The organism is Rhodococcus sp. F64268 (assembly GCF_023015605.1).
Taxonomy (GTDB): Bacteria; Actinomycetota; Actinomycetes; order Mycobacteriales; family Mycobacteriaceae; genus Rhodococcus.
This window is the reverse complement of the sequence record NZ_JALKAI010000004.1, coordinates 812,580-834,512: the sequence shown is the minus strand read 5'-3', so window position 1 is coordinate 834,512 and position 21,933 is coordinate 812,580. Positions and strand designations below refer to the sequence as shown.

The window sequence follows — 21,933 nt, the reverse complement described above, 5'->3', positions numbered from 1 at the left end:
GACACCGTCTAAACCCGACTTTCGTTCACGGGCGTACGGTGATTCGGTGCCTGCGTCCACGTTCACCATGGACACCCGTATAAGAGTGCCATGGCCGGTCGACCTCGTGTCGACCCTCCGGCCTCTCCAGCGTGGCGCGTGGGATCCATGTCACCGCGCCGACGGTGCCGCGGTGTGGCGGGTGTCGCGAATGGAATCCGGACCGGTGACCTACCGCCTGACCCAGGACGGCCCGAACGGAGCACGCGCCCAACTGTGGGGGCCGGGTTCGGCCGAACTGCAGGAACAACTCCCCGCCCTGCTCGGTGCACACGACGACCCGTCCGGATTCGCACCCGAGCATCCCGCGCTCGTCGAAGCCCACCGGCGACTCCCCGCACTGCGGATCACACGCACCGGACGCGTCTTCGAATCGCTCGTCCCGGCCATCCTCGAACAACGAGTGCACGGCGTAGCCGCGTTCGCGTCGTGGCGCCGTCTCGTCACCCGTTTCGGCGACCAGGCACCGGGCCCCGCACCGGCGGGCATGCGCGTGCCACCGAGCGCGCAGGTGTGGCGCCGCGTCCCGTCGTGGGAGTTCCACAAGGCAAACGTCGACCCCGCCCGGGCCCGCACGATCGTGCGGTGCGCGCAGCTCGCCGACCGTCTCGAGCGTCTGTGCGACGACACCCCGGACGAAGCCCAGCGGAAACTGAAGACCCTGCCGGGGATCGGAGTGTGGACCGCCGCCGAGGTCGCGCAGCGCGCGTTCGGCGACGCCGACGCACTGTCGGTGGGCGACTACCACCTGGCGAACGTCGTCGGCTGGTCACTGCTCGGCGGACCGCTCGATGACGAAGGCATGGTCGAGTATCTCGAGCCACTACGTCCTCATCGTTATCGGGCGGTGCGCCTGATCACCGAATCCGGTGGGTACTCCCGGATCCCGAAACGCGGACCCAGAACGGCGATCACCGATCACCGCGGCCGCTGAGCGTGGCGCACCGCACGAAACTCGCTTCACGTACATGGCCGAACGTAGACTCCGTCGCATGCCCGCCACCGATGCCTCAACCGGTCCGGCCCGACTCGAGCTCCTTCCGAGCTTCCTTCTCAGTCAGGCTGCGCGACATGTCCACCGCGTCGTGTTCGACCGGCTCGACGCCTCCGATGCTCGCGGACACCACTACCGCGTCCTCGCCGCGCTCGACGAATACGGGCCGTCCAGCCAGGTCGAGTTGGGACGCCGGTGCGGCCTCGACCGCAGCGACGTCGTGTCCGTCCTCGACGCACTCGTCGACCGGCATTTCGTCGAACGTGCTCCCGATCCGAAGGACGGACGCCGAAACATCATCAGTCTCACCCGTCGAGGGCGGAACCGGTTGTTCGACCTCGAGCTCACGCTCACCGCGGTGCAGGACGTGGCGTTCGCCCCACTCGATGCGGACGAACGCACCCAGCTGGCTGCGATGCTCACCAAGCTGGTGGAGCATCACTCCGGCAATGACCGAGTCGTTCGACCGCGGTGACCTTTACAGCGACCGCGCGATGAGTGACTTCATCACTTCGTTCGCTCCTGCGTAGATCCGCTGAACGCGTGCGTCCTCGTACATCCGCGCGATCAGATACTCGCGCATGTACCCGTAGCCACCGTGTAGCTGCACGCACCGGTCGATCACTTCGCACTGCTTGTCGGTGAGCCAGTACTTGACCATGGCAGCATCGGACGCATCCAACTCCGATCGCAAGTGCTTCTCGATGCAGTAGTCGAGGAAGACCCGGCTGGTGCGCGCGATGGTCTGACACTCGGCGAGTTCGAATGCGGTGTTCTGAAACTCGAACAGACTGTGCCCGAAGGCCTCCCGCAACTTGGTGTAACGGACGGTCTCCTCGACCGCGCGTTCCATCGCACCTGCGGCCTGCGCGCCGATGATGAGCCGCTCCTGCACGAGCTGCGCCATGAGCTGGCCGAATCCGAGACCTTCGGACTCACCGAGCAGGTTCGATACCGGCACTCGTACATCGACGAACGACAACTCGGAGGTGTCGGCCGCGTGCTGGCCGACCTTGTCGAGCACGCGGCCCACCGTGTGGCCGAACGTCACCTTCGGCTAGTTGAAGTGACCGAAGGTGACATTCGGCTAATTACGAACGCAGCTCGCGCTTGAGAAGCTTGCCGCTCTGGTTTCGCGGCAGGGTGTCGACGAACCGCACAGCCTTGGGCACCTTGAAGGGCGCCAGACGCTGCTTCACGTGATCGATGAGTTCGCTTTCGGTGACGGTCTCTCCATCTTTGAGCACGACCACCGCGGTCACGGCCTCGATCCACTTCTCGTCCGGCGTTCCGATCACCGCAACTTCGGCGACCGCGTTGTGCGTGTAGATCGCGTCTTCGACCTCGCGCGAGGCAACCAGAATACCGCCGGTGTTGATGACATCCTTGATGCGGTCGACCACAGTGATGAATCCTTCGGCGTCGCGCGTGACAAGGTCGCCGGAGTGGAACCATCCGTCGCGGAACGCTTCTGCCGTCGCCTCGGGATTGTCCCAGTAGCCGATGCACAGTTGCGGCGACCGGTACAACACCTCACCCGATTCCCCGTCGGGAACATCGTTGCCCTCGGCATCGACCACGCGGGTCTCAACGAACAAGATCGCTTTTCCGCACGACGACGGACGCTCCTCGTGCTCCTCGGGGCGCAGCACGCACGCAAGCGGACCGATCTCGGATTGGCCGAAACAGTTGTAGAAGGCCAGGTCCGGATAGCGCTCGCGCAATCGGTTGAGCACCGTGACAGGCATGATCGACGCACCGTACTGAGCCTTGCGCAGCGACGACAGGTCGCGGGTATCGAGGTCGGGGTGGTTGGCGAGCGGCACCCACACGGTCGGTGCGAGGAACAGCGACCCGATCGATTCTTCCTCCACCAAGCGCAGTACCTGCGGAATGTCGGGGGCAGACAACAAGCGGATTGTTGCGCCGATCGCGAGATACGGGAGCATGAACACGTGCATCGCCGCCGAATGGTAGAGCGGCATGCAGATGAGAGGATTGTCGTCGGCTGCGAGATCGAGCGCGACGATCGAGGAGGTGTATTCGAACACGAGCGCGCGATGAGTCATCATGGCGCCCTTGGGCTTCGATGTGGTGCCCGAGGTGTAGAGGAGCTGCACGAGATCGGTGTCGGCCGCAGCGGAATCGACAGCGGGGACGTCGCCGGTTGCAGCGATGGCGAGCAGCGACCCGTCTTCGTCGCGCAGGGGCAGGACGATCTCGGCAGGCACATCCGAGCGCACCGCGTCGATGTTCTCCCGGAGCGCCGGGTCGACGAGTATCGCCCGCGCACCCGACTGCCCGAGCAGATAGACCAACTCTTCACCCCGGAGCGCGTAGTTGATCGGCACGTGCACGAGCCCTGCACGCGCGACGGCGAGATACCCGATGACGTAGGCGTCGGAGTTGGTGCCGTATGCAGCAACCCGATCGCCCGGGCCGAGACCGAGCGACAGCAGGTGTGCAGCAGCGCGGGACACCGCGTCGTCGAGTTCGCGGTAGGTGACGGTGCGGGCCTCGAACCGCAACGCGACACGATCGGGGAAGCGTCCGGCAGAGCGGCGGACGATGGCATCGACAGTGCTCGAGCGAGGATCGGGACTCATATCGACGAGGTTATAGGACGTCCAACAATCGGTCCAGACCCAGGATCGACCGGGTGCCGAAGCCTCTCAACGGCCCTGCCACACCGGGGTCCGCTTCTCCACGAAGGCCGTCATGCCTTCCTGCGCATCGCAGATCATCGCGTTCTGGGCCATCGTCTCGCCCATCGCCTCGTAGGCTTTGTCCTGGGGCAGATCGATCTGGCGGTAGAACGCCTCCTTGCCGATCTTGACCGTCGCGGGAGACGCGCCGACGATCTTCGCCGCAAGCGTCGCCGTCTCGATCTCCAGTTCTTCCGGGTCGACGACGAAGTTCACCAGACCCCAGTCTGCGGCGGTGTGCGCATTGATCGTTTCGCCCGTGAGCAACATCTGCAGCGCACGCTTGCGCCCGATCGCCCGGCTCACCGCCACCATCGGCGTCGAGCAGAAGAGTCCGATCTTCACACCCGGCGTGCCGAACACCGCGGCGGACGACGCAATTGCGAGATCGCATGCCGCTACCAGCTGACACCCCGCCGCGACCGCCGTGCCCTGCACCGAGGCGATCACGGGCTGCGGGATCGCCTGCACTGTCTGCATCATTTCGGTGCACGTGTCGAAGACAGCCCGCTCCTCCTCCAAGGTCCGGCCGATCATCTCTCGCAGGTTGTGTCCGGCAGAGAACACCGGCCCCTCCGCCCGGACCACGATCACCCGGACCGCGGATTCCGCAGACAACGCCCGCAGGCCCAGCGTCACCTCCCGCATGGTTGCCACCGACAGCGGATTCCGCTGGTCCGGGCGGTTGAGGGTGAGCACACCGATGTTGGAGGACTCGGCGACCGCGATGAGCACGGACGCGGGCAGGGACTCATCGGCGGAGCTGCCGTTCGCATGGGGATCCGTCACAGTCCCCTTACTACACCACCGCACCGCTCCGGGGCATCACTTCACTGCGGCCGACTCACCGATCCGAGCAGGTGGACGGCCGAGAAGCGCGTGCAACTGCGCGCTACCGGCAACGAATCCGTGCCGGTCGTAGAAGTCGAACATCGCGGCCAGGCGTGCACGCGCGTCGCCGGTGAGTCCGCGCCCGTGCCGCTCCATCCAGTCGGCGACCGGCACCTGCGATACCATCACCGACCTACGCGCTCGACGACACAACTGCCGAACGCTGAGCAACTCCGGACCACCGAGCTCATAGGTAGCACCGTGGTGGACGTCGGCGCCCTCGCCGAGGACACGGGCTGCAGCCGCCGCCACGTCTGCGAGTGCGACGAACGAGAACCGTGCATCCGGGTCGTACGGCACCTCGAGTGTGCGCACCGACCCCTCGAGCACCGCGGCGAAGTTCTCCGCGTACGCGCACGGTTGCAACACCGTCCACCGCACGCCGCCGAACGTGTGCAGCATGTCCTCGCAACCTGCCTTGTCCAGATGGTGCGGCATCCCGGGCGAATACGGCCACGCAACGGAGTGATAGACGACGTGGTCGACACCCTCCTCCACAGCAGCCGCGAGCACCCGGCGCAACAACGCCGGCTCATCGGGATGCACGTTGGGGGCGATGAAATACACACCACGGCATCCCGAAAGGGCCTCGCTGAGGCCGGCTCCGGTCTCGAGGTCGACGGCCCGATCGTCCGTACGCCGGGCGGTATGCACCACCCGGCGTACGGACGCCTGCCCCTCGAGGGCTGCCACGACGGCGGTTCCCGTCTTCCCGGCGGCACCGATCACTGCCAGATCGGTGCCGCGGAGCTCCGGATCGCGGTACTCGAGGGCAACCACGGGTCAGTTCCCGATGAAGTCGTACTCGGCGAACTTGGCTCCCCCGGAGAGCCTTTCGTAGCCGGGGCCACGATCGAAGAACGGCTCCTCCGTAGCGCGCTCCGAACGCATCCGTTCACGCAGAGCGTCGGTTGCCGAGGTATCCGCGACCGGCGCGTCGAGCGAAGTCTCCTTCAGCACCACACCGTAGTCGTCCCGTGCGCCGTCCACCGAGACCTTGCGCCACAGCACATCTCGGACCACTTCGTCGACGGGACGGTCGAGCGGATCGCCCCAGCCGCCACCACCGGTGGTGCGGATTCGGACCACCTCGCCCGCCTTGATGGGCTCGGCATCGGTGAGCGCGTCGAATTCGCGTTCGTCGGGGGTACCCGGATTCAGGACGACGGAGAACGGTCGTCCTGCCTTGCCGCCCTTGACGCCCCAGCACGAGAGAATCGATCGGTCGGCGATGGACATGAAGTGAGCGTCCTTGAGCATCCGGATGTGCTTCTCGTACCCCAGGCCGCCGCGGTACCGTCCCGCGCCACCGGAATCGATTGCCAGGCCGAGCTTCTCGACGATGAACGGGAACCGGCTCTCGGTGAATTCCGTCGGCAGATTGCGCGAGTCGGGCACAACGTGGATGGTGTCCTCACCGTCCGCATAGTTACGTCCACCCGAGCCACCACCCAGGACCTCACGCATGAGGTAGGAGTGTCCCTCGAAATCTTCGCCGTACACACCGGTGTAGCGGATGGTCTCCTGGTCGGCAGGCATGTTGCCGTCGACTGCCTTGGCGACCACACCGGCCAGCACACCGAGCAGGCGCAGAATCACGAACGTGCGCGCGTTGGTGGGTGCCGGGAAGATCGGCGTGATGAGCGTGCCCTTCTCCGGGAACTTCATCTCGATCAACGGCACGACACCCTCGTTGACGTCGAGCTCGGCCATGCGTTCCGGGGTGTCTGCCAGGTTGCGGAGAATCGGAGCCAGCCACTTGATGAGGAAGTTGCCGTCGGCGTAGTCGCCGCAGTGGTTGATCGGGCCCTTGGCCTGCGGGCCGGTGCCGGTGAAATCGAGGATCAGGCGCTCCCCGCCCTCGTCCTCCGGCCCCGTCTTCGTCAGAGTGATCCGCTGCACGTGCAGCATCGGCTCGTCGACACCGTCGTGCTCGGCGTAATCCTCCCAGGTGTACTCACCCTTCGGGATCTTGCTGAGGATCTCGCGTCGGTAGGTCTCCGTCGTCGCGTCCATCATCGCGTCGAAGCAGGACTCCACGGTCTCCACACCGTACCGCTCGAACAACTCCGTAAGCCGTCGCGCGCCCATGAGGCACGCGGAACATTCCGCGTCGAGGTCCGCGGCCAGCGCGTCGGGTGTCCGTGAGTTGCGGGTCATGATGCGCAGTGCTGCCTCATTGGGAACGCCCTGGTCCCACAACTTGATCGGGGGAACCATCAGTCCCTCTTCGAACACCGTCGTGGCACCCGACGGCATCGATCCCGGGCAGCAACCGCCGATGTCGTCGTGGTGGCCGAACGCCTGCACGAATGCAACGACCGTCGGTTCCGTGTCACCGGGGCGGGTTGCGAACACCGGCACCGTGACGCACAGGTCCGGCAGATGGCCGATGCCACCTTCGGACAGGTAGACGTCGTTGTGGAAGAACACGTCGCCGGGCTTCATGGTGTCGAGCGGAAAGTCGCGCGCGACGGGGTGCACGAGCGCCGAATACGAACGGCCGGTGAGCTTGCGAAGGTTCCGGTCGTGGATTCCCGCGCGGAAGTCGTGGGCGTCGCGGATCATCGGCGACCGTGAGGTCCGCGAGATGGAGGTCTCCACTTCCATCTCGACACTCGCGAGGTAGCCGGCGACGATCTCCACGAGCACCGGATCGGGTGCCGCTCCCCCGGCGTCGGTCAGCCGATAGGGTTTCGCCGCCTGAGCTGCGGCGGAATCGAGGATCGCGGTCATCGGTTCGCTCCGTTCGAATCGGACGTCTTGGTGATGCGGATGTTCCCGAACGCGTCGACGCGCGCGCGGAATCCGGGGTGGACGGGAATGGTGGAGCTGAACTCCTCGATCACGGCTGGCCCGTCCAGCTCGTCGCCTGCGCCGAGCAGGGTCCGGTCGTACACCGCGGTGGTGACCCACTCGTCGAAGTACGCCTCGCGGGTGCCTGTGATCGCGACGTCGGCGCCGCGGCCTGCGGCGATCTCCTTCAGTTCGGGACGCTTGATGGGCCCGATACCACTGACCCGGAGATTGACCCACTCGACATGCTGGTGTGGATCGCCGCAGAAGTCGTATCCGTAGAGTTCTCGGTGGGCCTCGTGGAACCGTGCGGCTGCCTCGTCCATCAGTTCCTGGGTGACCGGTCCGTCGCCGAGTGGTACCCGCACCTCGAAGGCCTGTCCGAGGTACCGGAGGTCTGCCGAGCGTGCGTAGCGACGCTCGTCGGGAGCAAACCCCTCGTCGGCGAGCGCGCGCTCGGCCTCCACCGCAAGCGCGTCCAGTCCGGTCTGCAGCTCAGCGACCCGCAGCCGGTCGTGCCTGCTCACGTGCGTCTGCACGTAGTCGTTACGGACGTCGACAGTGAGCAGGCCGAACGCCGAGACGTTGCCGGGGTTGAGCGGGACCAGGACATCCTTGAGACCGAGGATGTCGATGAGGCGGCACGCGAGCAACGAGCCGGAACCGCCGAAGGTGACGAGCGTGAAGTCCCGGACGTCGAGCCCCCGCTTGACGGTGACCTGCCGCAACGCATTGGCCTGGTTCCACGCCGATACTTCGAGGATGCCCGTGGCGCAGGCTTCGAATTCGAGCCCGAGCCGGTGGGCGAGCTCTTCGACACCCTTGCGGGCGAGTTCGGTGTCGAGGGGGATCTCGCCGCCGAGCAGGTGGGGCGGGATGCGGCCGAGCAACACGTGTGCGTCGGTGATGGTCGGCTCGTCGCCACCCTTTCCGTAGCACAACGGGCCGGGATCGGCGCCTGCCGACTGCGGGCCGACACGGAGGGTGCCTTCCGGAGTCATCCACGCGATCGAACCGCCACCGGCACCGACGGTGACCACGTCGATCATCGGGATCTTCGACGGGTACACGCCGACCCGGCCCTCGGTGGTCAGAGCGGGCTCGCCGCCGACCACCACGGTGACGTCGGTGGAGGTGCCGCCGCCGTCGCATGTGAGCACCTGATCGACTCCCGCGACACCCGCGATGAGCGCCGCTCCGAGCGCACCGGCAGCGGGACCGGACAGGACGGTTGTGATCGGCTGATTCACAACCTCTTTCGCCGACAGCACACCGCCATTCGATTTCATCACGTAGAACGGGATGTCGCGTGATTCGCCGCCGAGCGAGGAGAACTCGCGCAGGCGATTCGCTATGTTGCCGACGTAGCTGCGGATATTGGGCTTGACGGAGGCATCGACAAGCGTCGTGATGGACCGCTCGTACTCACGGTACTCGCGCAGCACCTCGCTCGAGATGCTCACCGTCGCCTCGGGATACTCGTCGAGCAGAATTTCCTGAACGCGGCGCTCGTGGTCCGGGTTCGCGTACGAGTGCATCAGGCACACGCCGATGGTGCGCACGTCACTCTCCCGGAAGAACCGGGCTGCGGCACGGACATCGTCCTCGTCGAGCGGTCGGATTTCCTTGCCTTCGAAGTTGAGTCGACCTCCGACGGTCTTGACCCGGTCGGCAGGCACGATGCGGTCGGGCTTGACCCAGAAATAGGAGTTGCCGTAGCCGTCGGGGACGGACTGGCGGGCGATCTCGAGTACGTGTTCGTAGCCCTCGGTGGTGATGAATCCGAGGTGGCCGACCTTACCTTCGAGCAGTTTGTTGGTCGCAACGGTGGTGCCGTGGCTGACGGCTCCGATCGCGTCGCCGGTCTCGCCGAGTTTCGCGAGCACCTTCTCGATGCCGGCGAGAAATCCCACCGCCGGGTCCGCCGGGGTCGACGGGGTTTTCGTCGTGACGATCGCACCGGACTCGTCGTCCACTGCCACGATGTCGGTGAATGTTCCGCCGGTATCGATACCGACCCGAATCTTCCTGGATCCCACGCTTCCTCCTGGGTTCGTCTCGCCGGTTCTTCCCTGACGCTTGTTGCCATTCCACCCGCTGCGCGACGCTGTTTCTTTGTCACATTTCGCCGAACTCTCTCCGGCTTGTTGGGGGGTTCTGCATCGGCCGCTGTACAGACGACGGCACCCCGGGCCAGCGGGCCCGGGGTGCCGTTTTCCGTTCGTGTCGCACAGCCCTACCTTCGGGCGAGAATCCCGCCCAGCACGACACCGGCGAGCGCGATACCCGCACCCACCGCGGCCGAGACCAGGACAGTGGCAACCGGCGTACCGGCGTCCGTGTGCTGCGACGCGGCAGCCACCGGCATCGGGGCGCCCCCGGCCGCGGCAACCGCCGCTCCTACGCTCTCGGCGCCTGCGCTCACGGTTCCGGCGGGCGCGGTATCGGCAACGGATCCGCCCGCTGCGGGTTCCGGGATGCCGTTGGCGATCACTCCGTCGATGCCGTTGAAAAACACCCCCGCCATCTTCTTCGCGACACCGGTGATCATCCGCTGGCCCACGCCACCGACCATGCCGCCCACCACTGCATCGGCGTCGTAACTCAGGACGGTGCCGCCGTCGCGCTCTTCGAGTCTGACCGTCACATCGGCCTTGACCGTTCCCGGCGCACCCGAACCCGATGCGGTCATCACGAACGAGTCGGGCCTGTTCTGCTGGGACAGAACGACTTCACCGTCGTAGGTGCCCTTGATCGACGCCACCCCCGCGGTGATGGACAGCTTGTAGTGGTTGTCGCTGACCTGTTCGAGCGACTGCACACCGGGGATGGTGGCCGCGAGAACACGGCCGTCCTGCAGGCTGTCGTACACGACCTCCGGCGGTGCCAACAGTTGCGCGGTACCGGCGATTCTCATTCGTTCTCCTTGCTCCGGGTTGCCGCGTGAATCAGACGCAGCTCGAACAACTCCGAGGGGGAAATCGGCATGGACGTGATCGGGATGCCCTCCGCATCCTCGATCGCGGCGGCGATGACGGCCGACGTCGGGATCACGCCCGCTTCCCCCGCGCCCTTCATCCCGAGGGGGTTGAGTGCGGACGGAGTCACCGTGTGATCCATCTCGAGGGAGTCGGGCATCTCGGTGACGAACGGCATCAGGAAGTCCATGTAGGACGCGTTGAGCATCTGGCCGTGCTCGTCGTAGACGATCCGCTCGTACAGTGCGCCGCCGATTCCCTGGGCCACTGCGCCGATCACCTGACCTTCGACGATCCGTGGGTTGATCACGTTGCCGCAGTCGTGTACCACCGCATACTTCCGCACATGGATCTCCGCGGTGACGGGGTCGGTTTCGACGATCGCCGCATGTATACCCGACGCGAACGTCGAGGTGGGCGGCGAATAGTACCCGGTGGCCTCGAGTCCGGGCTGCTCTCCTTCGCGGACGGGAGGCACCGTCATGTCGGTATCGGCCTTGGCGAAACCTGTTGCCTGCCGGGAAGCGTCGTCGAACGCGTAACGCAACGGATTGGACAGCACCGCGACCACTCCGAGCGGGATCGATGTGCCCTCCGCCCCGGGTTCGGTGCCGAGGACGCACACGTGCCCGCCGCGCAACTCGAGTTTCGCCGGGTCGATGTGCAAGTGCTCGGCGGCGATCTTCTTCGCCTTCTCGGCAACCATCTGCGCCGCAACGTGGAACGCCGAACCGGACATCACCGCGCCGCGCGACGCGAACGTGCCTACCGCATATCCGAACCTGCGAGTGTCACCGGTCACGATCTCGACATCCGACACGGCAACGCCGAGATCGTCGGCGACGATCTGCGCGAACGACGTCTGGTGGCCCTGGCCTTGGGTGGTCAGGCCGGTCGCAGCCTTCACCTTGCCCGACGTCTCGACGAGCACATGCGCGCCCTCGTACGGCCCGGGGCCGGTTCCTTCGACGTAGGCGCCGATACCGATTCCGACGGTGCGTCCTTCGGCCTTCGCCTTCAACTTGTACTCGGCGAAGCCGTCCCAGTCGATGAGTTCCTTGAGTTTGTCGATGCCGGCCTGGTAGTTGCCGGTGTCGTAGATGAGCGGGCGGCCGTCCTGGAAGGTGAGATGGAAGTCGTACGGCATCTCCTCGGGTCGGATGAGGTTGGCCTCCCGCACCGCGATGACGTCCTTGCCCAGGTATTTCGCGATCGCATCCATCGATCGTTCCATCGCGAACACACCCTGTGGCCGGCCCGCACCTCGATAGGGAGTGACGATGACGGTGTTGGTGTACAGCGAATAGGCATCCACCCGGAACGATTTCGGCTTGTACGGGCCGAGAACCTGAGTGGAGGTGTTGAGGATGACGATGATGCCGTACGGGAGGTAGGCACCGTTGTCGTGCCAGATGGAAAAATCGAAGGCCAAGAGCCGTCCCTCGTCATCGAACCCGACGGTCACCTCGTGCAGCTGTCCGCGCTCGTGCGCGCTCGAGATGAAGTGTTCACGACGGTCTTCGACCCATTTCACCTCGTTGGAGATGCCTGCCTGGCCGAGCCTGCGAGCAGCCCACGTCACCATCACCTCTTCGGGCCACGGGTGCACGATCTTCACACCGAAGCCGCCGCCGACGTCGGGGGCGATGCAATGCACCTTGTTGTGCGCCATGCCGAGCCGCGCGGCGATCGCGGCGCGGGCGGAAGTCGAAGTCTGTGTGGAAGTCCAGAAGGTCAGGGCCTTCTCGTCGTCGTCCCAGCGCGCGTAGACACCTTTGCCTTCCATCGGCATCGAGGCCGATCGCTCGATCTCGAGGTTCAGCGTCAGACGGTGCGGTGCGGCTGCGAGTTCTGCGTCGACGTCGCCGAATCCGTGTTGCAGGTGTGCGGCGACGTTGTCGGGCACATCGGGGTGGACGCTGCGCTCGGCGCGGCGGGACACGTCGATGCCCACTACCTCGGGCAGAGTCTCGTAGGTGACGTCGATGAGGGCGCACGCGTCCTCGGCGATGTATCGGTTGTCGGCGACCACCATCGCGATGGCTTCGCCGACATGATTGACTTCGTCCTTCGCGAGCGGATACCCGTTGCGAGGGGCGGTGATCGCCGGATGCGGAATCAGCAGCGGCAGATTCTCCGCCATCTGTGGTCCGTCGTCGACGAGATCGTCGTATGTGTAGATCGCGTGCACCCCGGGCACCTCGAGGGCGGCATCGATGTCGATGTCGGTGATACGGGCATGGGCGTGCGGTGACCTGACGAACGCTGCGATGAGGGCGCCTCGCCCCAGATCGTCGAGGTACCTGCCCTCGCCACTGAGCAGTCGGCGGTCCTCACTGCGCGGGATCGGGGTGCCGAACAACCTACCCGACTCCCCGACACTGTCGACGCCGTGCGGCGCCAGGTCCGGGGCCGTGCCGGTCGAAGCGTCGGTGGTGCTCGTCATGCTCGTCCTGCCTTTCCGCCTACGGGGCCGGTGGTGCCGCGGACCTTGTCGTCGAGTGACGCGCGCGCCGCGTCGTCGTCCGGTCCGAGCGGTGAGCCGCCTGCGCGTTCCCTGGTGATCTCCGCGGCGCGTAGCACCGCTGCCCGAATATTCTGGTATCCCGTGCACCGGCAGAGGTTGCCCGCGATCGCCTCGGTCGCCTCTTCCCGGGAGGGCGAGGGATTCTCCTCGAGGTACGCGGCGATGGTGGTGACGAAACCCGGTGTGCAGAAGCCGCATTGCAGGCCGTGGCAGTCGATGAACGCCTGTTGCACGGGGTGCAGCGTGCCGGCGGGTTCGACGAGTCCTTCGACCGTCGTCACCGAACGGCCTTCGAGGCTCGCCGCGAACACGAGGCACGAGCGCACGGGCTTGCCGTCGAGCAGGACCGTGCACGCTCCGCACACGCCGTGCTCGCATCCGACGTGGGTGCCGGTCTGGCGCAGATGGTGCCGGATCGCGTCGGAGGCGAGCGTCCGCGACGGCAGCACGACCGTCTGTGTCACCGAGTTCAGCGTGAACGTCACAGCGACATGTTGTTCGCCGGTCTCGGCCTCCAGCTCGCTCACCTGTTCGTCGAGTGTGCGTTCCGGCGCGCGGCCTCGGCTTCCACGCGGCATCGTGCTCGTCATGACATTCCTCCTGTCGGCATCGGCATTCTGATCCCGTCGTGTGCGGCGTCCTGCGCGGCGGCGAAGCCGACTCGTGCGGTCAGTGCCGCGACCAGCTGCGACCGGTAGCGGGCGGTCGCGTGGATATCGGCGTCGGTCTCGACGGTCTCGCGTGCGACCTCCGCGAGTTGCTGCCACTGGGGATCGCGGTCGTCCGTTGCCGATGCTCCGCGCAGGGTGTCGCTGTAGTCGACAACCTGTCCGAGTTCCCCCGCCGACACATAGGTCATCCGAGCCCCCACGACGAGGCCGTCTTGGATCTCCACCTGTGCCACCACCCCAACGAGGGCGTAATCGCCGTGGCGGCGGGCGATCTCGTCGATCGCGGTGCCGACGCCGGGGCGGGCAGGTGGCACCGTGACGCTTGTCGCGATCTCGTCGGGCTCGAGAGTCGATTCGAGCGGACCGGCGAACAGGGCGTCGGCCTTGATCTCCCGGACCCCGCGCACCGATCGTGCCGTGAGTGTGCCACCCAGCAACGCCAGCACGGCCGGCATCTCCGCGGAAGGATCGGCGTGGACGATGGACCCCACCGTGGTGCCGCGGTTACGGATGGTCGGGTGCGCAACCAGGCGCAGCGCACGGCCGAGGAGCGGCTGCACTGCCGCCGCCCCCGGGTCGGCTTCGAGCACGCTGTGTGTCGCCAGGGCGTCGAAGGTGACACCGAGCTCCGGCGAAGCCGTCACCGCGGCGAAGCGCGGTATGGACCCGATGTCCACGACGTGTGCGGGCGCGGCCAGCCGCATCGACAGCAGCGGAACCAGCGACTGACCACCGGCGAGCACCTTGCCCTCAGGGGCAACCCGCGCAAGGATTTCGCAGGCCTCGTCGATCGACCGGGGCCGGTGATAAGTGAGTGGCGACGGTTTCATTCTGTAGATCCTGCCCGCATCGTGTGATCGGCGTGTCGTGAAGAAGTGACAACGCTCACGCTCTCGCTCTGTCAAAAGTAATAGTGGTCACGCCGGCTGTTCGACTCGGCTCCTCGCGGTGCCGCCGTCCGGATCTGCGTCCGGTTCGCGATGCAGGCCCATACCGTCATCGGTGTCATCGGAGTTGTCCTTCGGCGCGATCGCGCGGCACACGTGGTAGAGCACGATGACGACGATGGTGCCGAGCGCGATGCCGCTTAGCGAGAAGGTGTCGGTGAACTGCAGTGACGTGTCGCCGATCGCGATGATCAGGCCCGCGGCGACAGGCATGAGGTTGATCGGATTACCGAAGTCCACACCGTTCTCCTTCCAGATCTTGGCACCGAGCAGGCCGATGATGCCGTAGAGAACGACGGTGATCCCGCCCAGTACTCCACCCGGTGTCGCCGAGATGACGGCACCGAACTTCGGGGAGAACCCGAGCAGCAGCGCGATCACGCCTGCCGCGGCGTAGGCGGCGGTCGAGTACACCCTCGTCGCTGCCATGACACCGATGTTTTCCGCATAGGTGGTGGTCGGCGAGCCGCCGACGCCCGTTGCCATGGCGGTGGCGAGGCCGTCCGCGGCGAGCGCGCGCCCCATCATCGGATCGAGGTCGGTCTTCGTGATCTCCGCGACGGCCTTGACGTGGCCGGCGTTCTCCGCGATCAGGGCGATCACCCCGGGCAGGACGAGCACGATGAACGTGAGGCTGAACGACGGCGCGTGGATGCCGACGATGCCGTTCGCTTCGTCGGTGAACGGCGGCAGCCCGAACCACGATGCCGACGCGACACCGTCCCAGTTGACCCGGAAGTGCTCGGTCACCGCGTCGGCAGTCGCGTCGTACGAGGTGATCGGTCCGGTGACCAGGTCGAGCACCCACGACAGCGCGTAGCCGAACAACAACGACAGGAAGATCGCGACCCGGCCGAGGAAACCGCGGAGGACGACGCTGGAAATGACGAGCACGATCATGACGATCAGCGCCACCCACTGATCCTGCGGCCAATAAGTGCCCGCCACGACCGGAGCCAGATTGAATCCGATGAGCATGACGACCGCGCCGGTGACGACCGGCGGCAGAACCTTGAACACCACCGAACCGCCGAGGAAGTGGATCGCGACGCCGATCGCCGCGAGCACCAGACCCGACACCATGATCGCGCCCGTCACTTCCGCACTGGTGCCGCCCTGCGCGTGGATCGCCGCGATGCCGCCGACGAACGCCGCCGAGGTCCCGAGATAGCTGGGGATGCGGCCCTTGACGACGAGTAGGAAGAACAACGTACAGAACCCTGAAAGCATCACCGCAAGCTGCGGATTGAGGCCCATGATGATCGGGAAGACGAAGGTCGCACCGAACATCGACACCACGTGCTGACCGCCGAGCCCGATGGTGCGGCCCCAGCTCAGCCTTTCGTTCGGTGCGACCACCCCTCCCGGTTCGATGGTCTTTCCGTCTCCGTGCAACGTCCATATGGCCATGGCGGACCTTTCAGGCAGAGTGTGGTGCCAAGAGAGTCGACGTGGATTGTTACGGTTGTGTTGCCGCTCACACATGCACCCGGATAGGCGCAAACGTTAATTGAGTGGGGACGTTCGAGGATGGGAACAATCTGCCAGTGCGAGACGGCAGATATTGGCAATATCAGGAATTGATCCCGCGCATCGCGATGATCTTGAGGGCGAGCGAGAGGTCGAGACGCAGCTCGGGATGCGCGGTGAACGGGCCCAACATCTTCTCGAGCTTCGCGACCCGATAGCGTAACGTGTTGTAATGAAAATGTAACTGGCGCGCGGTTTCTGCGATGTTGATGTTCGTCGCGAGCAACACTTCGAGGGTGCGACGCATGTCCTGCGCCTCTGCGGTCTCGTCGGTGAGGTCTTTGAGCGTCTCCCGCGCGAACGACTCGAGTTCGTCGGTGTCCTCGACGAGACTGAGCAGCCGATATACACCGAGATCGTCGAAGTGGGTGACGGCCCACGCACCGGTTATCTTGCGCCCCACCTCGAGCGCGGTCCTGGCCTGACTGTAGAGCGCGGGCAGGTCGGCCGTCGACGACGCCGCCCGCGAGACCCCCACTCCGAACGGCAGACGGCCACCGCCTCCGGCACCGCGCACCTGGGCAACGAGTTCGTGGACGAGCGTCATGGTGTCGCTGCTTTCGCCCATGACGATCACGATCTCCGTCGCGAGCGCGGTCACGGCCGCTCCTGGATCACGTCCGGCGACAGCGCCGACGAACGCCCTCGCCTGCCGCTCGAGGACAGGCAGGCGTGCGGGCGCAGTCGGCGCATCGTCGTCCAGGACGTCCGGTTCGACCGCGACCACCACGATGTTCCGGTCGAGATTCCAGCCGAACATCTGCGCGTGCACGATGACCTGCTCGGGGTCGCCACCGCGCCCGCGCAACAAGTCGCGGACGAAGTTGGCGCGGTGTTTCTCCTCGACTGCGGAGACTGCCAGTTCCCTGCTCACCACAAGCGCACATACCGTCGCGGCCTGCTCGACGAGGTACAGATCCTCACTCGCGAGAGTGCGTCCCGGACAGAACAGTACGAGACGGCCGTGGTCGATGCCGTTCGCCGAGATCGCTGCGATCGCCACGTACTCGTCGTCGAAGCGGTGCAACCCGAGCCCGCCGTCGAGGGCATCCGTGCGGACCCGGCCCGTCGAGTCCAGGGCAGCAGTCGATGCCAGCCAGCAGAAGTCCGCGTCGGCTCCGGCACGGCAGGTCTGGCGGCCGTCCGGCGTGGTGATCAGTACCGCACCGCCGAGGCTCTGCGCGACACCATCGGCCAGCGCCTTGTACCCCCCTCCCGCCATCACGATCTCGAGGAGTCCTCGGCGCAGATGATCGGCTCTCAGGACGGAATCGACCTGCGTTTTCGCCATCTCTGCGAGGCCCTGAGCGAACTCGTGGCCGGCGACGATGTCATCGGAGGTCGTCACGATCGGAAAGGCGACATCATCCGCGATGCCGCCCGGAAGCTCACAGCCTTCCTCGAGCCGAACCACGAGGCCTGCGATCTTGTTCCGACCCAACCGCGCCGTGAAATCGCCGATAGTTCCTGCGAGGCGCGCGAGCACCGTGGTCGAGGTGACGAGAAGCTGGTTCGGACGCAACCACGGCCCGATCTCCGGAAGCATCATCACGGCGACAGCGGTGATGTCGCGTGCGGTCGCCGGGTCGCCCGCGATCACCGTCGGATCCACCAGCAGTCCCGATGCAACGACGTCGGTGAACGAAGGGGGGTCGACGGTCATCCGATGGGCGCCGGAGTCGCCGTTCTGGGAGGCATCCGTCTTCCGCACGATCACAGCAACACCCGCTCACCTGCCAGTCGTCCATCCCGCCGGGCGCGAGACCATGACCATAGATTCCCCGGGACGGGGCCGTCAACACCGACACCCGACAAGAGCGTGGTCGATCCTCGACGTTAGATGCCGACCTTCGGAACACCAGCCACAGATTGCGCCGAAATCGTACGCACCCACTTGTACATTGTCGCCGTCGCGGTGAGGCATCCCTCTCGACCATCGTCGTGACGATGAAGCCTCTACTCCACGGCGTCCGCGTTCTCGATCTGTCCCGAGCCCTCGCCGGCCCCCTGTGCACATCACTGCTCGCCGACTTCGGCGCCGACATCATCAAGGTCGAATCCATCAGCGGGGGCGACAGTTCGCGCCAGTGGCCTCCGTTCGACGGATCCGACAGCCTGTACTTCGCATCGGTCAACCGGAGCAAACGCTCTGTGGCGCTCGACATGCGATCCGACGAAGGGCGTGAACTGCTGCGCCGTATGGCTTCCGACGTCGACGTGGTCGTCGAGAACTTCCGGCCCGGAGTCCTTGCCGCGATGGGGCTCGACCAGGAATCACTTCGACGAGACAACCCCGGCGTGATCGTGATGAGCGTCAGCGGCTTCGGGCCCACCGGACCCGACCAGTTCGCGCCGGGCCTCGATCAGGTCGCGCAGGGCATGTCAGGACTCATGTCCGTCACCGGCGCCGGTGACAACACACCCATGCGAGTGGGCGTACCCATCATCGATACGGTGTCGGGAATCTATGCGGCACTGGGCATCACAGCCGCGCTCGTCGCTCGGTCGCGCGACGGCGAGGGCCACCATGTGCAGACCTCACTGATCGAATCGGCATTGTCGATCATGACCTTCCAGGCGCAGGACTATCTCAGCACGGGAAGGGTTTCCGAAGCCAACGGCAATACCCACCCGACCATCACCCCGTACGGCTGCTTCGACACCGCCGACTATCCGATCATCATCGCAACCGGTTCCGACAAGCATTGGGAAGCTCTCTGCTCGGTACTCGGCGACCCCGATCTCGCGGCGCGCCCCGAGTACGCCACCGGAAAATCCCGCCTCGAGCACCGCGACAGGCTCACGAAGGAACTGCTCGAACTACTGGCACACAGATCGGCAGCCGACTGGGTATCGACCATGCGGGAAGCCGGAATACCCTGTGGTCCCGTTCATTCCGTTGATCAGGCGTTTGCAGATCCGCAAGTGCAGGCACTGAACATGGTTCAGAACGTGCCCACGCCCGACGGTAAGGAAATGCCCCTGATTCGCGGACCGTTCTGGGTCGATTCCGAAACGCTGCCGATTCGGAACGCCCCGCCGATGACCCTGGGGCAAGACACCGACGCGGTGCTCGCCGAGTTCGGGGTCTCCGGTGACCAGCTCGAATCCCTGCACCGATCCGGGGTCATCTGATCCGGGGCCTGCTCACAGTGTCGCTGCCGCTGCCAGCGCAACGTGCTCGCGGAAGGGGCGGGCGACGAGCTGCACACCGATCGGCATGCCGTCGCTCGTCTTTCCCACCGGCACCACCACCGACGGGAAGCCTGCGACGCTGATCGTGCGGCAGCTCGCCAGCGCCTCCTGCCACGTGAGGGAACGACCGTCGACGTCGAACCGGTCACGGCCGAGGAGGGGAGCACCGATCGACGCGACCGGAAGCACGAGCAGATCGCCCATCTCGGCGAGCAACCGGTGCACGAGCCGGGTACGCGCAGCCCACAGGTCTTCGACATCGATGCTGCGCGGAGATACTTTGGCGGACAATATCTCCTGGATACATGCGCCGAACTCGCCCGGAGATGCGAGGGCCGTGATGTCGGTGTGCGTCTGCGTCGCACGCAACCTCCCGAACAGGGCGTTGCCTTCGCTCAGCGCCGATCCACGGTAGCGACGAGCACGGAGTCGGCCTGCCGTCTCCTCCACTGCCGCCACGATGTCTGCGACGACCGGCACGGTGCCCTCCCCCGGCGCCCAGGTGATGTCGAGTTCGCCGACGTCGACCGTCGCCGGATCGAGCCACGCGACGTGCGGCGCCGACACCGTCCGCAGCACGAGGGCGGCGTCGTTCAGGCTGCGCGCCATCGGGCCGATGGTCTGGAGCAGCCCGTGGACCGTGTGGGGATTCGCCAGCACATGATCGCCGGACCGCACACCGGGGTACTGACCGTCCCCGGATACCCGGCCTGCGGTCGGGCGGATCGAGGTCAGCCCTGTGCAGTGCGCGGGCCACCGTACCGATCCACCGAAATCCGTACCCAGTCCGAGCACGCTCATGTCCGAGGCGATCGCTGCCGCTTCCCCGCCACTCGACCCGCCCGGGGAACGCGGCAGATCAGCGGTTCCCAAAGGATTCACCGTCGGTCCGAACAACTCGTTGTCGGTGAGACCGGACGTACCGAACTCGGGGGTGTTGGTCTTCCCGATCAGAATGGCCCCCGCTGCCTTCATCGCCGCAACCGCCGGCGCGTCGACGCCGGGCACATTCTGCGCGAGAGCGCGCGACCCTGCCGTGGTGCACACCCCGGCCGTGGTGATCAGGTCTTTCGCGGTGAATGGGACCCCGGACAGCGGTCCGGTCCGCTCGCCGCGCGCGATCCGGTCGTCGAGCGCATCCGCGTCGCGCCGGGCCTGCTCGGCGGCAACGGTGACAAGTGCGTTCAGCCTCGGATTGCGGTCCTCGATGTGCGCGAGATGCTCCTCGACGACTGCACGTGCCGAGGTCTCTCGCCGGTGCACTGCACAGGCAATCGTGTGGGCGTCCGCTCCGACCCAGGTACCCGCCGTCACACGACCGCTCGTCTCCACGCATCCTCCTTCGTTCCGATGGACGTGAACGCTAGGTGCGGGTGGTCCGGACCGCCAACGTCCAGTGTCCACAGGATCGCGAAGGTCGCACTGTGAACAGTTGATACGTCAGGGCGGGGAGACACCTGACAGGATCGGTCCATGTTTGTGCCGTGGGCTCGTCTGTCGTTCGCCGTGTTCGCGGTGAGCTGGGGCGCCAATCAGTTCGCTCCGATGCAGCTCGTCTACCGCGAGCATCTGGGTCTGGGCAGTGGGTCGTTCACCGCCATGCTGGGCTCCTACATCCTGGGACTGATTCCCGCGCTGTTGTACTTCGGCCGGGTCGCCGATCGGATCGGCCGGCGTCCGGTGATCCTCGCGATGGTCCCGGTGAGCATCGTGTCGTCGGTGGTACTGCTTCTCGGCGCCGAGTTACCGCTGTTGCTGTATCTGGGCCGGGTCCTCGCGGGCCTGGCGTCGGGGATGGCGTTCGGCGCGGGCACCGCTTGGATGAAGGAGCTCAGCGCTGACGCAGGTGCGGGGGTGGGCGCACGTCGCGCCGCGGTATCGCTGTCGGCAGGCTTCGGCTGCGGAGCGCTGTTCGCCGGGCTCATCGCGCAATGGCTGCCCGCGCCCGAATTGCTGGCTTATGTCGTGCACATCGCACTCATGGCAGCGGCTCTGGTGCTGGTGTGGTCGGTGCCCGATGGCCACGTGCCGCGCACGGTGCAGGGTTCGTGGCGATTGTCCATCTTGTCGAACCCACGGTTCCGGTGGGGTGTGGTGCCGTGGGCTCCGTGGGTGTTCGGATGTGCCACGGTCTCCTTCGTGACGCTTCCGCCGCTCGTATCCGACACCGTGAGCGAGGTATCCATTGCATTCACCGGCACGATCGCCGCGCTCACTCTGCTCACCGGCGCATTGATCCAGCCCTTGGCGCGGCGCATAGCCCGACATGACGAGAGTCTCGGGGTGCGGATCGGGGTCGGGATCGGCGTACTGGGATTCGCCGCGGGCGCCGGTACCGCATACACCGACGGGCCGTGGTCGGTTGTGGTGATCGTCGCCGCAGCTGTTCTGCTCGGCGCGGGTTACGGCATCCTGCTGATCTCAGGCCTCGTCGCAGTGGAGCACATCGCTCCGGCCGACGAGCTGGCGCAGAGCGTGGCGGTCTTCTACTGCCTGATCTATCTCGGTTTCGCGGTGCCGTTCGTCATCTCGCTCGCTGCCCCGCACCTGGGATTCGGTGCGTGCTTCGCCGCAGCTGCCGCGTTGATGTGTGCGGGCCTGGCCATCGGGCGGATACATGCCGCAACGGGATCCCCCGTCGAAGCACGGACGTGAAGTCG

Annotated in this window: 16 protein-coding genes and 1 pseudogene; 4 read left to right on the top strand and 13 right to left on the bottom strand. The window is 66.0% G+C overall.

The features are described 5' to 3' along the window. Positions 1 to 67 precede the first annotated feature (67 nt). Both MWU77_RS14320 and MWU77_RS14315 read left to right on the top strand, forming a co-directional pair. A complete protein-coding gene (locus MWU77_RS14320) occupies positions 68 to 973 on the top strand; it encodes a DNA-3-methyladenine glycosylase (RefSeq protein ID WP_247274134.1) in 906 nt (301 codons plus the stop codon). 58 nt (positions 974 to 1,031) lie between these two features. Then, positions 1,032 to 1,508 (top strand): MarR family winged helix-turn-helix transcriptional regulator, encoded by a 477-nt coding sequence (locus tag MWU77_RS14315; protein WP_169690807.1) that lies wholly within the window; start codon positions 1,032 to 1,034, stop codon positions 1,506 to 1,508. A gap of 3 nt (positions 1,509 to 1,511) precedes the next feature. Here MWU77_RS14315 and MWU77_RS14310 read toward each other — a convergent pair. The 12 genes and pseudogenes from MWU77_RS14310 to MWU77_RS14255 all read right to left on the bottom strand — a co-directional run. Continuing rightward, positions 1,512 to 2,075 (bottom strand): annotated as a pseudogene (locus MWU77_RS14310) (acyl-CoA dehydrogenase family protein); the annotation flags it as partial. A gap of 49 nt (positions 2,076 to 2,124) precedes the next feature. Continuing rightward, complete coding sequence (locus MWU77_RS14305) at positions 2,125 to 3,639, bottom strand: acyl-CoA synthetase (protein WP_247274034.1); 1,515 nt, start codon at positions 3,637 to 3,639, stop codon at positions 2,125 to 2,127. A 66-nt stretch (positions 3,640 to 3,705) separates the two neighbouring features. Then, the gene (locus tag MWU77_RS14300; RefSeq protein ID WP_206040564.1) at positions 3,706 to 4,485 is read right to left on the bottom strand and encodes an enoyl-CoA hydratase; all 780 of its coding nucleotides are present in this window, start codon (positions 4,483 to 4,485) and stop codon (positions 3,706 to 3,708) included. 78 nt (positions 4,486 to 4,563) lie between these two features. Next, positions 4,564 to 5,409, bottom strand: coding sequence for an NmrA family NAD(P)-binding protein (locus MWU77_RS14295; protein WP_247274033.1), 846 nt, complete (start codon positions 5,407 to 5,409; stop codon positions 4,564 to 4,566). Positions 5,410 to 5,412: 3 nt separating this feature from the next. Continuing rightward, positions 5,413 to 7,365, bottom strand: coding sequence for a hydantoinase B/oxoprolinase family protein (locus MWU77_RS14290; RefSeq protein ID WP_247274032.1), 1,953 nt, complete (start codon positions 7,363 to 7,365; stop codon positions 5,413 to 5,415). After that, positions 7,362 to 9,464, bottom strand: coding sequence for a hydantoinase/oxoprolinase family protein (locus MWU77_RS14285; RefSeq protein ID WP_169690802.1), 2,103 nt, complete (start codon positions 9,462 to 9,464; stop codon positions 7,362 to 7,364). Before MWU77_RS14285 ends, MWU77_RS14290 begins: the two co-directional genes overlap by 4 nt. Positions 9,465 to 9,661: 197 nt before the next feature. Then, on the bottom strand, positions 9,662 to 10,342 hold the full coding sequence (locus MWU77_RS14280) for a carbon monoxide dehydrogenase subunit G (RefSeq protein WP_169690801.1): 681 nt from the start codon (positions 10,340 to 10,342) through the stop codon (positions 9,662 to 9,664). Further along, positions 10,339 to 12,849 carry an aerobic carbon-monoxide dehydrogenase large subunit gene (gene cutA / locus MWU77_RS14275; RefSeq protein WP_169690800.1) on the bottom strand — a complete coding sequence of 837 codons (2,511 nt, stop codon included), beginning with the start codon at positions 12,847 to 12,849 and terminating at the stop codon, positions 10,339 to 10,341. The genes MWU77_RS14280 and cutA overlap by 4 nt, the downstream gene beginning before the upstream one ends. Continuing rightward, entirely contained in the window at positions 12,846 to 13,520 is a 675-nt protein-coding gene (locus MWU77_RS14270) for a (2Fe-2S)-binding protein (protein WP_247274031.1), read from the bottom strand. Before MWU77_RS14270 ends, cutA begins: the two co-directional genes overlap by 4 nt. Beyond that, a complete protein-coding gene (locus tag MWU77_RS14265; protein WP_169690798.1) occupies positions 13,517 to 14,431 on the bottom strand; it encodes a xanthine dehydrogenase family protein subunit M in 915 nt (304 codons plus the stop codon). Before MWU77_RS14265 ends, MWU77_RS14270 begins: the two co-directional genes overlap by 4 nt. A gap of 87 nt (positions 14,432 to 14,518) precedes the next feature. After that, positions 14,519 to 15,958: a uracil-xanthine permease family protein gene (locus MWU77_RS14260; protein WP_247274030.1), complete on the bottom strand. Its 1,440-nt coding sequence runs from the start codon at positions 15,956 to 15,958 to the stop codon at positions 14,519 to 14,521. Between the two features lie 163 nt (positions 15,959 to 16,121). Further along, on the bottom strand, positions 16,122 to 17,741 hold the full coding sequence (locus MWU77_RS14255) for a helix-turn-helix domain-containing protein (RefSeq protein WP_247274133.1): 1,620 nt from the start codon (positions 17,739 to 17,741) through the stop codon (positions 16,122 to 16,124). Positions 17,742 to 18,025: 284 nt separating this feature from the next. Here MWU77_RS14255 and MWU77_RS14250 point away from each other — a divergent pair, with 284 nt between their 5' ends. After that, on the top strand, positions 18,026 to 19,213 hold the full coding sequence (locus MWU77_RS14250; protein ID WP_247274029.1) for a CaiB/BaiF CoA-transferase family protein: 1,188 nt from the start codon (positions 18,026 to 18,028) through the stop codon (positions 19,211 to 19,213). A 12-nt stretch (positions 19,214 to 19,225) separates the two neighbouring features. On the opposite strand, the gene MWU77_RS14245 is transcribed toward MWU77_RS14250, so the two are convergent. Next, positions 19,226 to 20,587: an amidase gene (locus MWU77_RS14245; protein WP_247274132.1), complete on the bottom strand. Its 1,362-nt coding sequence runs from the start codon at positions 20,585 to 20,587 to the stop codon at positions 19,226 to 19,228. A gap of 159 nt (positions 20,588 to 20,746) precedes the next feature. Between MWU77_RS14245 and MWU77_RS14240 the strand changes: the two genes are divergently transcribed. Next, the gene (locus MWU77_RS14240; protein ID WP_247274028.1) at positions 20,747 to 21,928 is read left to right on the top strand and encodes an MFS transporter; all 1,182 of its coding nucleotides are present in this window, start codon (positions 20,747 to 20,749) and stop codon (positions 21,926 to 21,928) included. Positions 21,929 to 21,933 lie beyond the last annotated feature (5 nt).

What these genes read in the sequence shown, in the direction of transcription:
- MWU77_RS14315 (WP_169690807.1), top strand. Translation starts at nt 1,032, where the DNA reads ATGCCCGCCACCGATGCCTCAACCGGTCCGGCCCGACTCGAGCTCCTT.
- MWU77_RS14240 (WP_247274028.1), top strand. Translation starts at nt 20,747, where the DNA reads ATGTTTGTGCCGTGGGCTCGTCTGTCGTTCGCCGTGTTCGCGGTGAGC.
- cutA (WP_169690800.1), bottom strand. Translation starts at nt 12,849, where the DNA reads ATGACGAGCACCACCGACGCTTCGACCGGCACGGCCCCGGACCTGGCG.
- MWU77_RS14290 (WP_247274032.1), bottom strand. Translation starts at nt 7,365, where the DNA reads ATGACCGCGATCCTCGATTCCGCCGCAGCTCAGGCGGCGAAACCCTAT.
- MWU77_RS14320 (WP_247274134.1), top strand. Translation starts at nt 68, where the DNA reads ATGGACACCCGTATAAGAGTGCCATGGCCGGTCGACCTCGTGTCGACC.
- MWU77_RS14280 (WP_169690801.1), bottom strand. Translation starts at nt 10,342, where the DNA reads ATGAGAATCGCCGGTACCGCGCAACTGTTGGCACCGCCGGAGGTCGTG.
- MWU77_RS14270 (WP_247274031.1), bottom strand. Translation starts at nt 13,520, where the DNA reads ATGACGAGCACGATGCCGCGTGGAAGCCGAGGCCGCGCGCCGGAACGC.
- MWU77_RS14255 (WP_247274133.1), bottom strand. Translation starts at nt 17,741, where the DNA reads ATGACCGTCGACCCCCCTTCGTTCACCGACGTCGTTGCATCGGGACTG.
- MWU77_RS14260 (WP_247274030.1), bottom strand. Translation starts at nt 15,958, where the DNA reads ATGGCCATATGGACGTTGCACGGAGACGGAAAGACCATCGAACCGGGA.
- MWU77_RS14265 (WP_169690798.1), bottom strand. Translation starts at nt 14,431, where the DNA reads ATGAAACCGTCGCCACTCACTTATCACCGGCCCCGGTCGATCGACGAG.
- MWU77_RS14305 (WP_247274034.1), bottom strand. Translation starts at nt 3,639, where the DNA reads ATGAGTCCCGATCCTCGCTCGAGCACTGTCGATGCCATCGTCCGCCGC.
- MWU77_RS14250 (WP_247274029.1), top strand. Translation starts at nt 18,026, where the DNA reads ATGAAGCCTCTACTCCACGGCGTCCGCGTTCTCGATCTGTCCCGAGCC.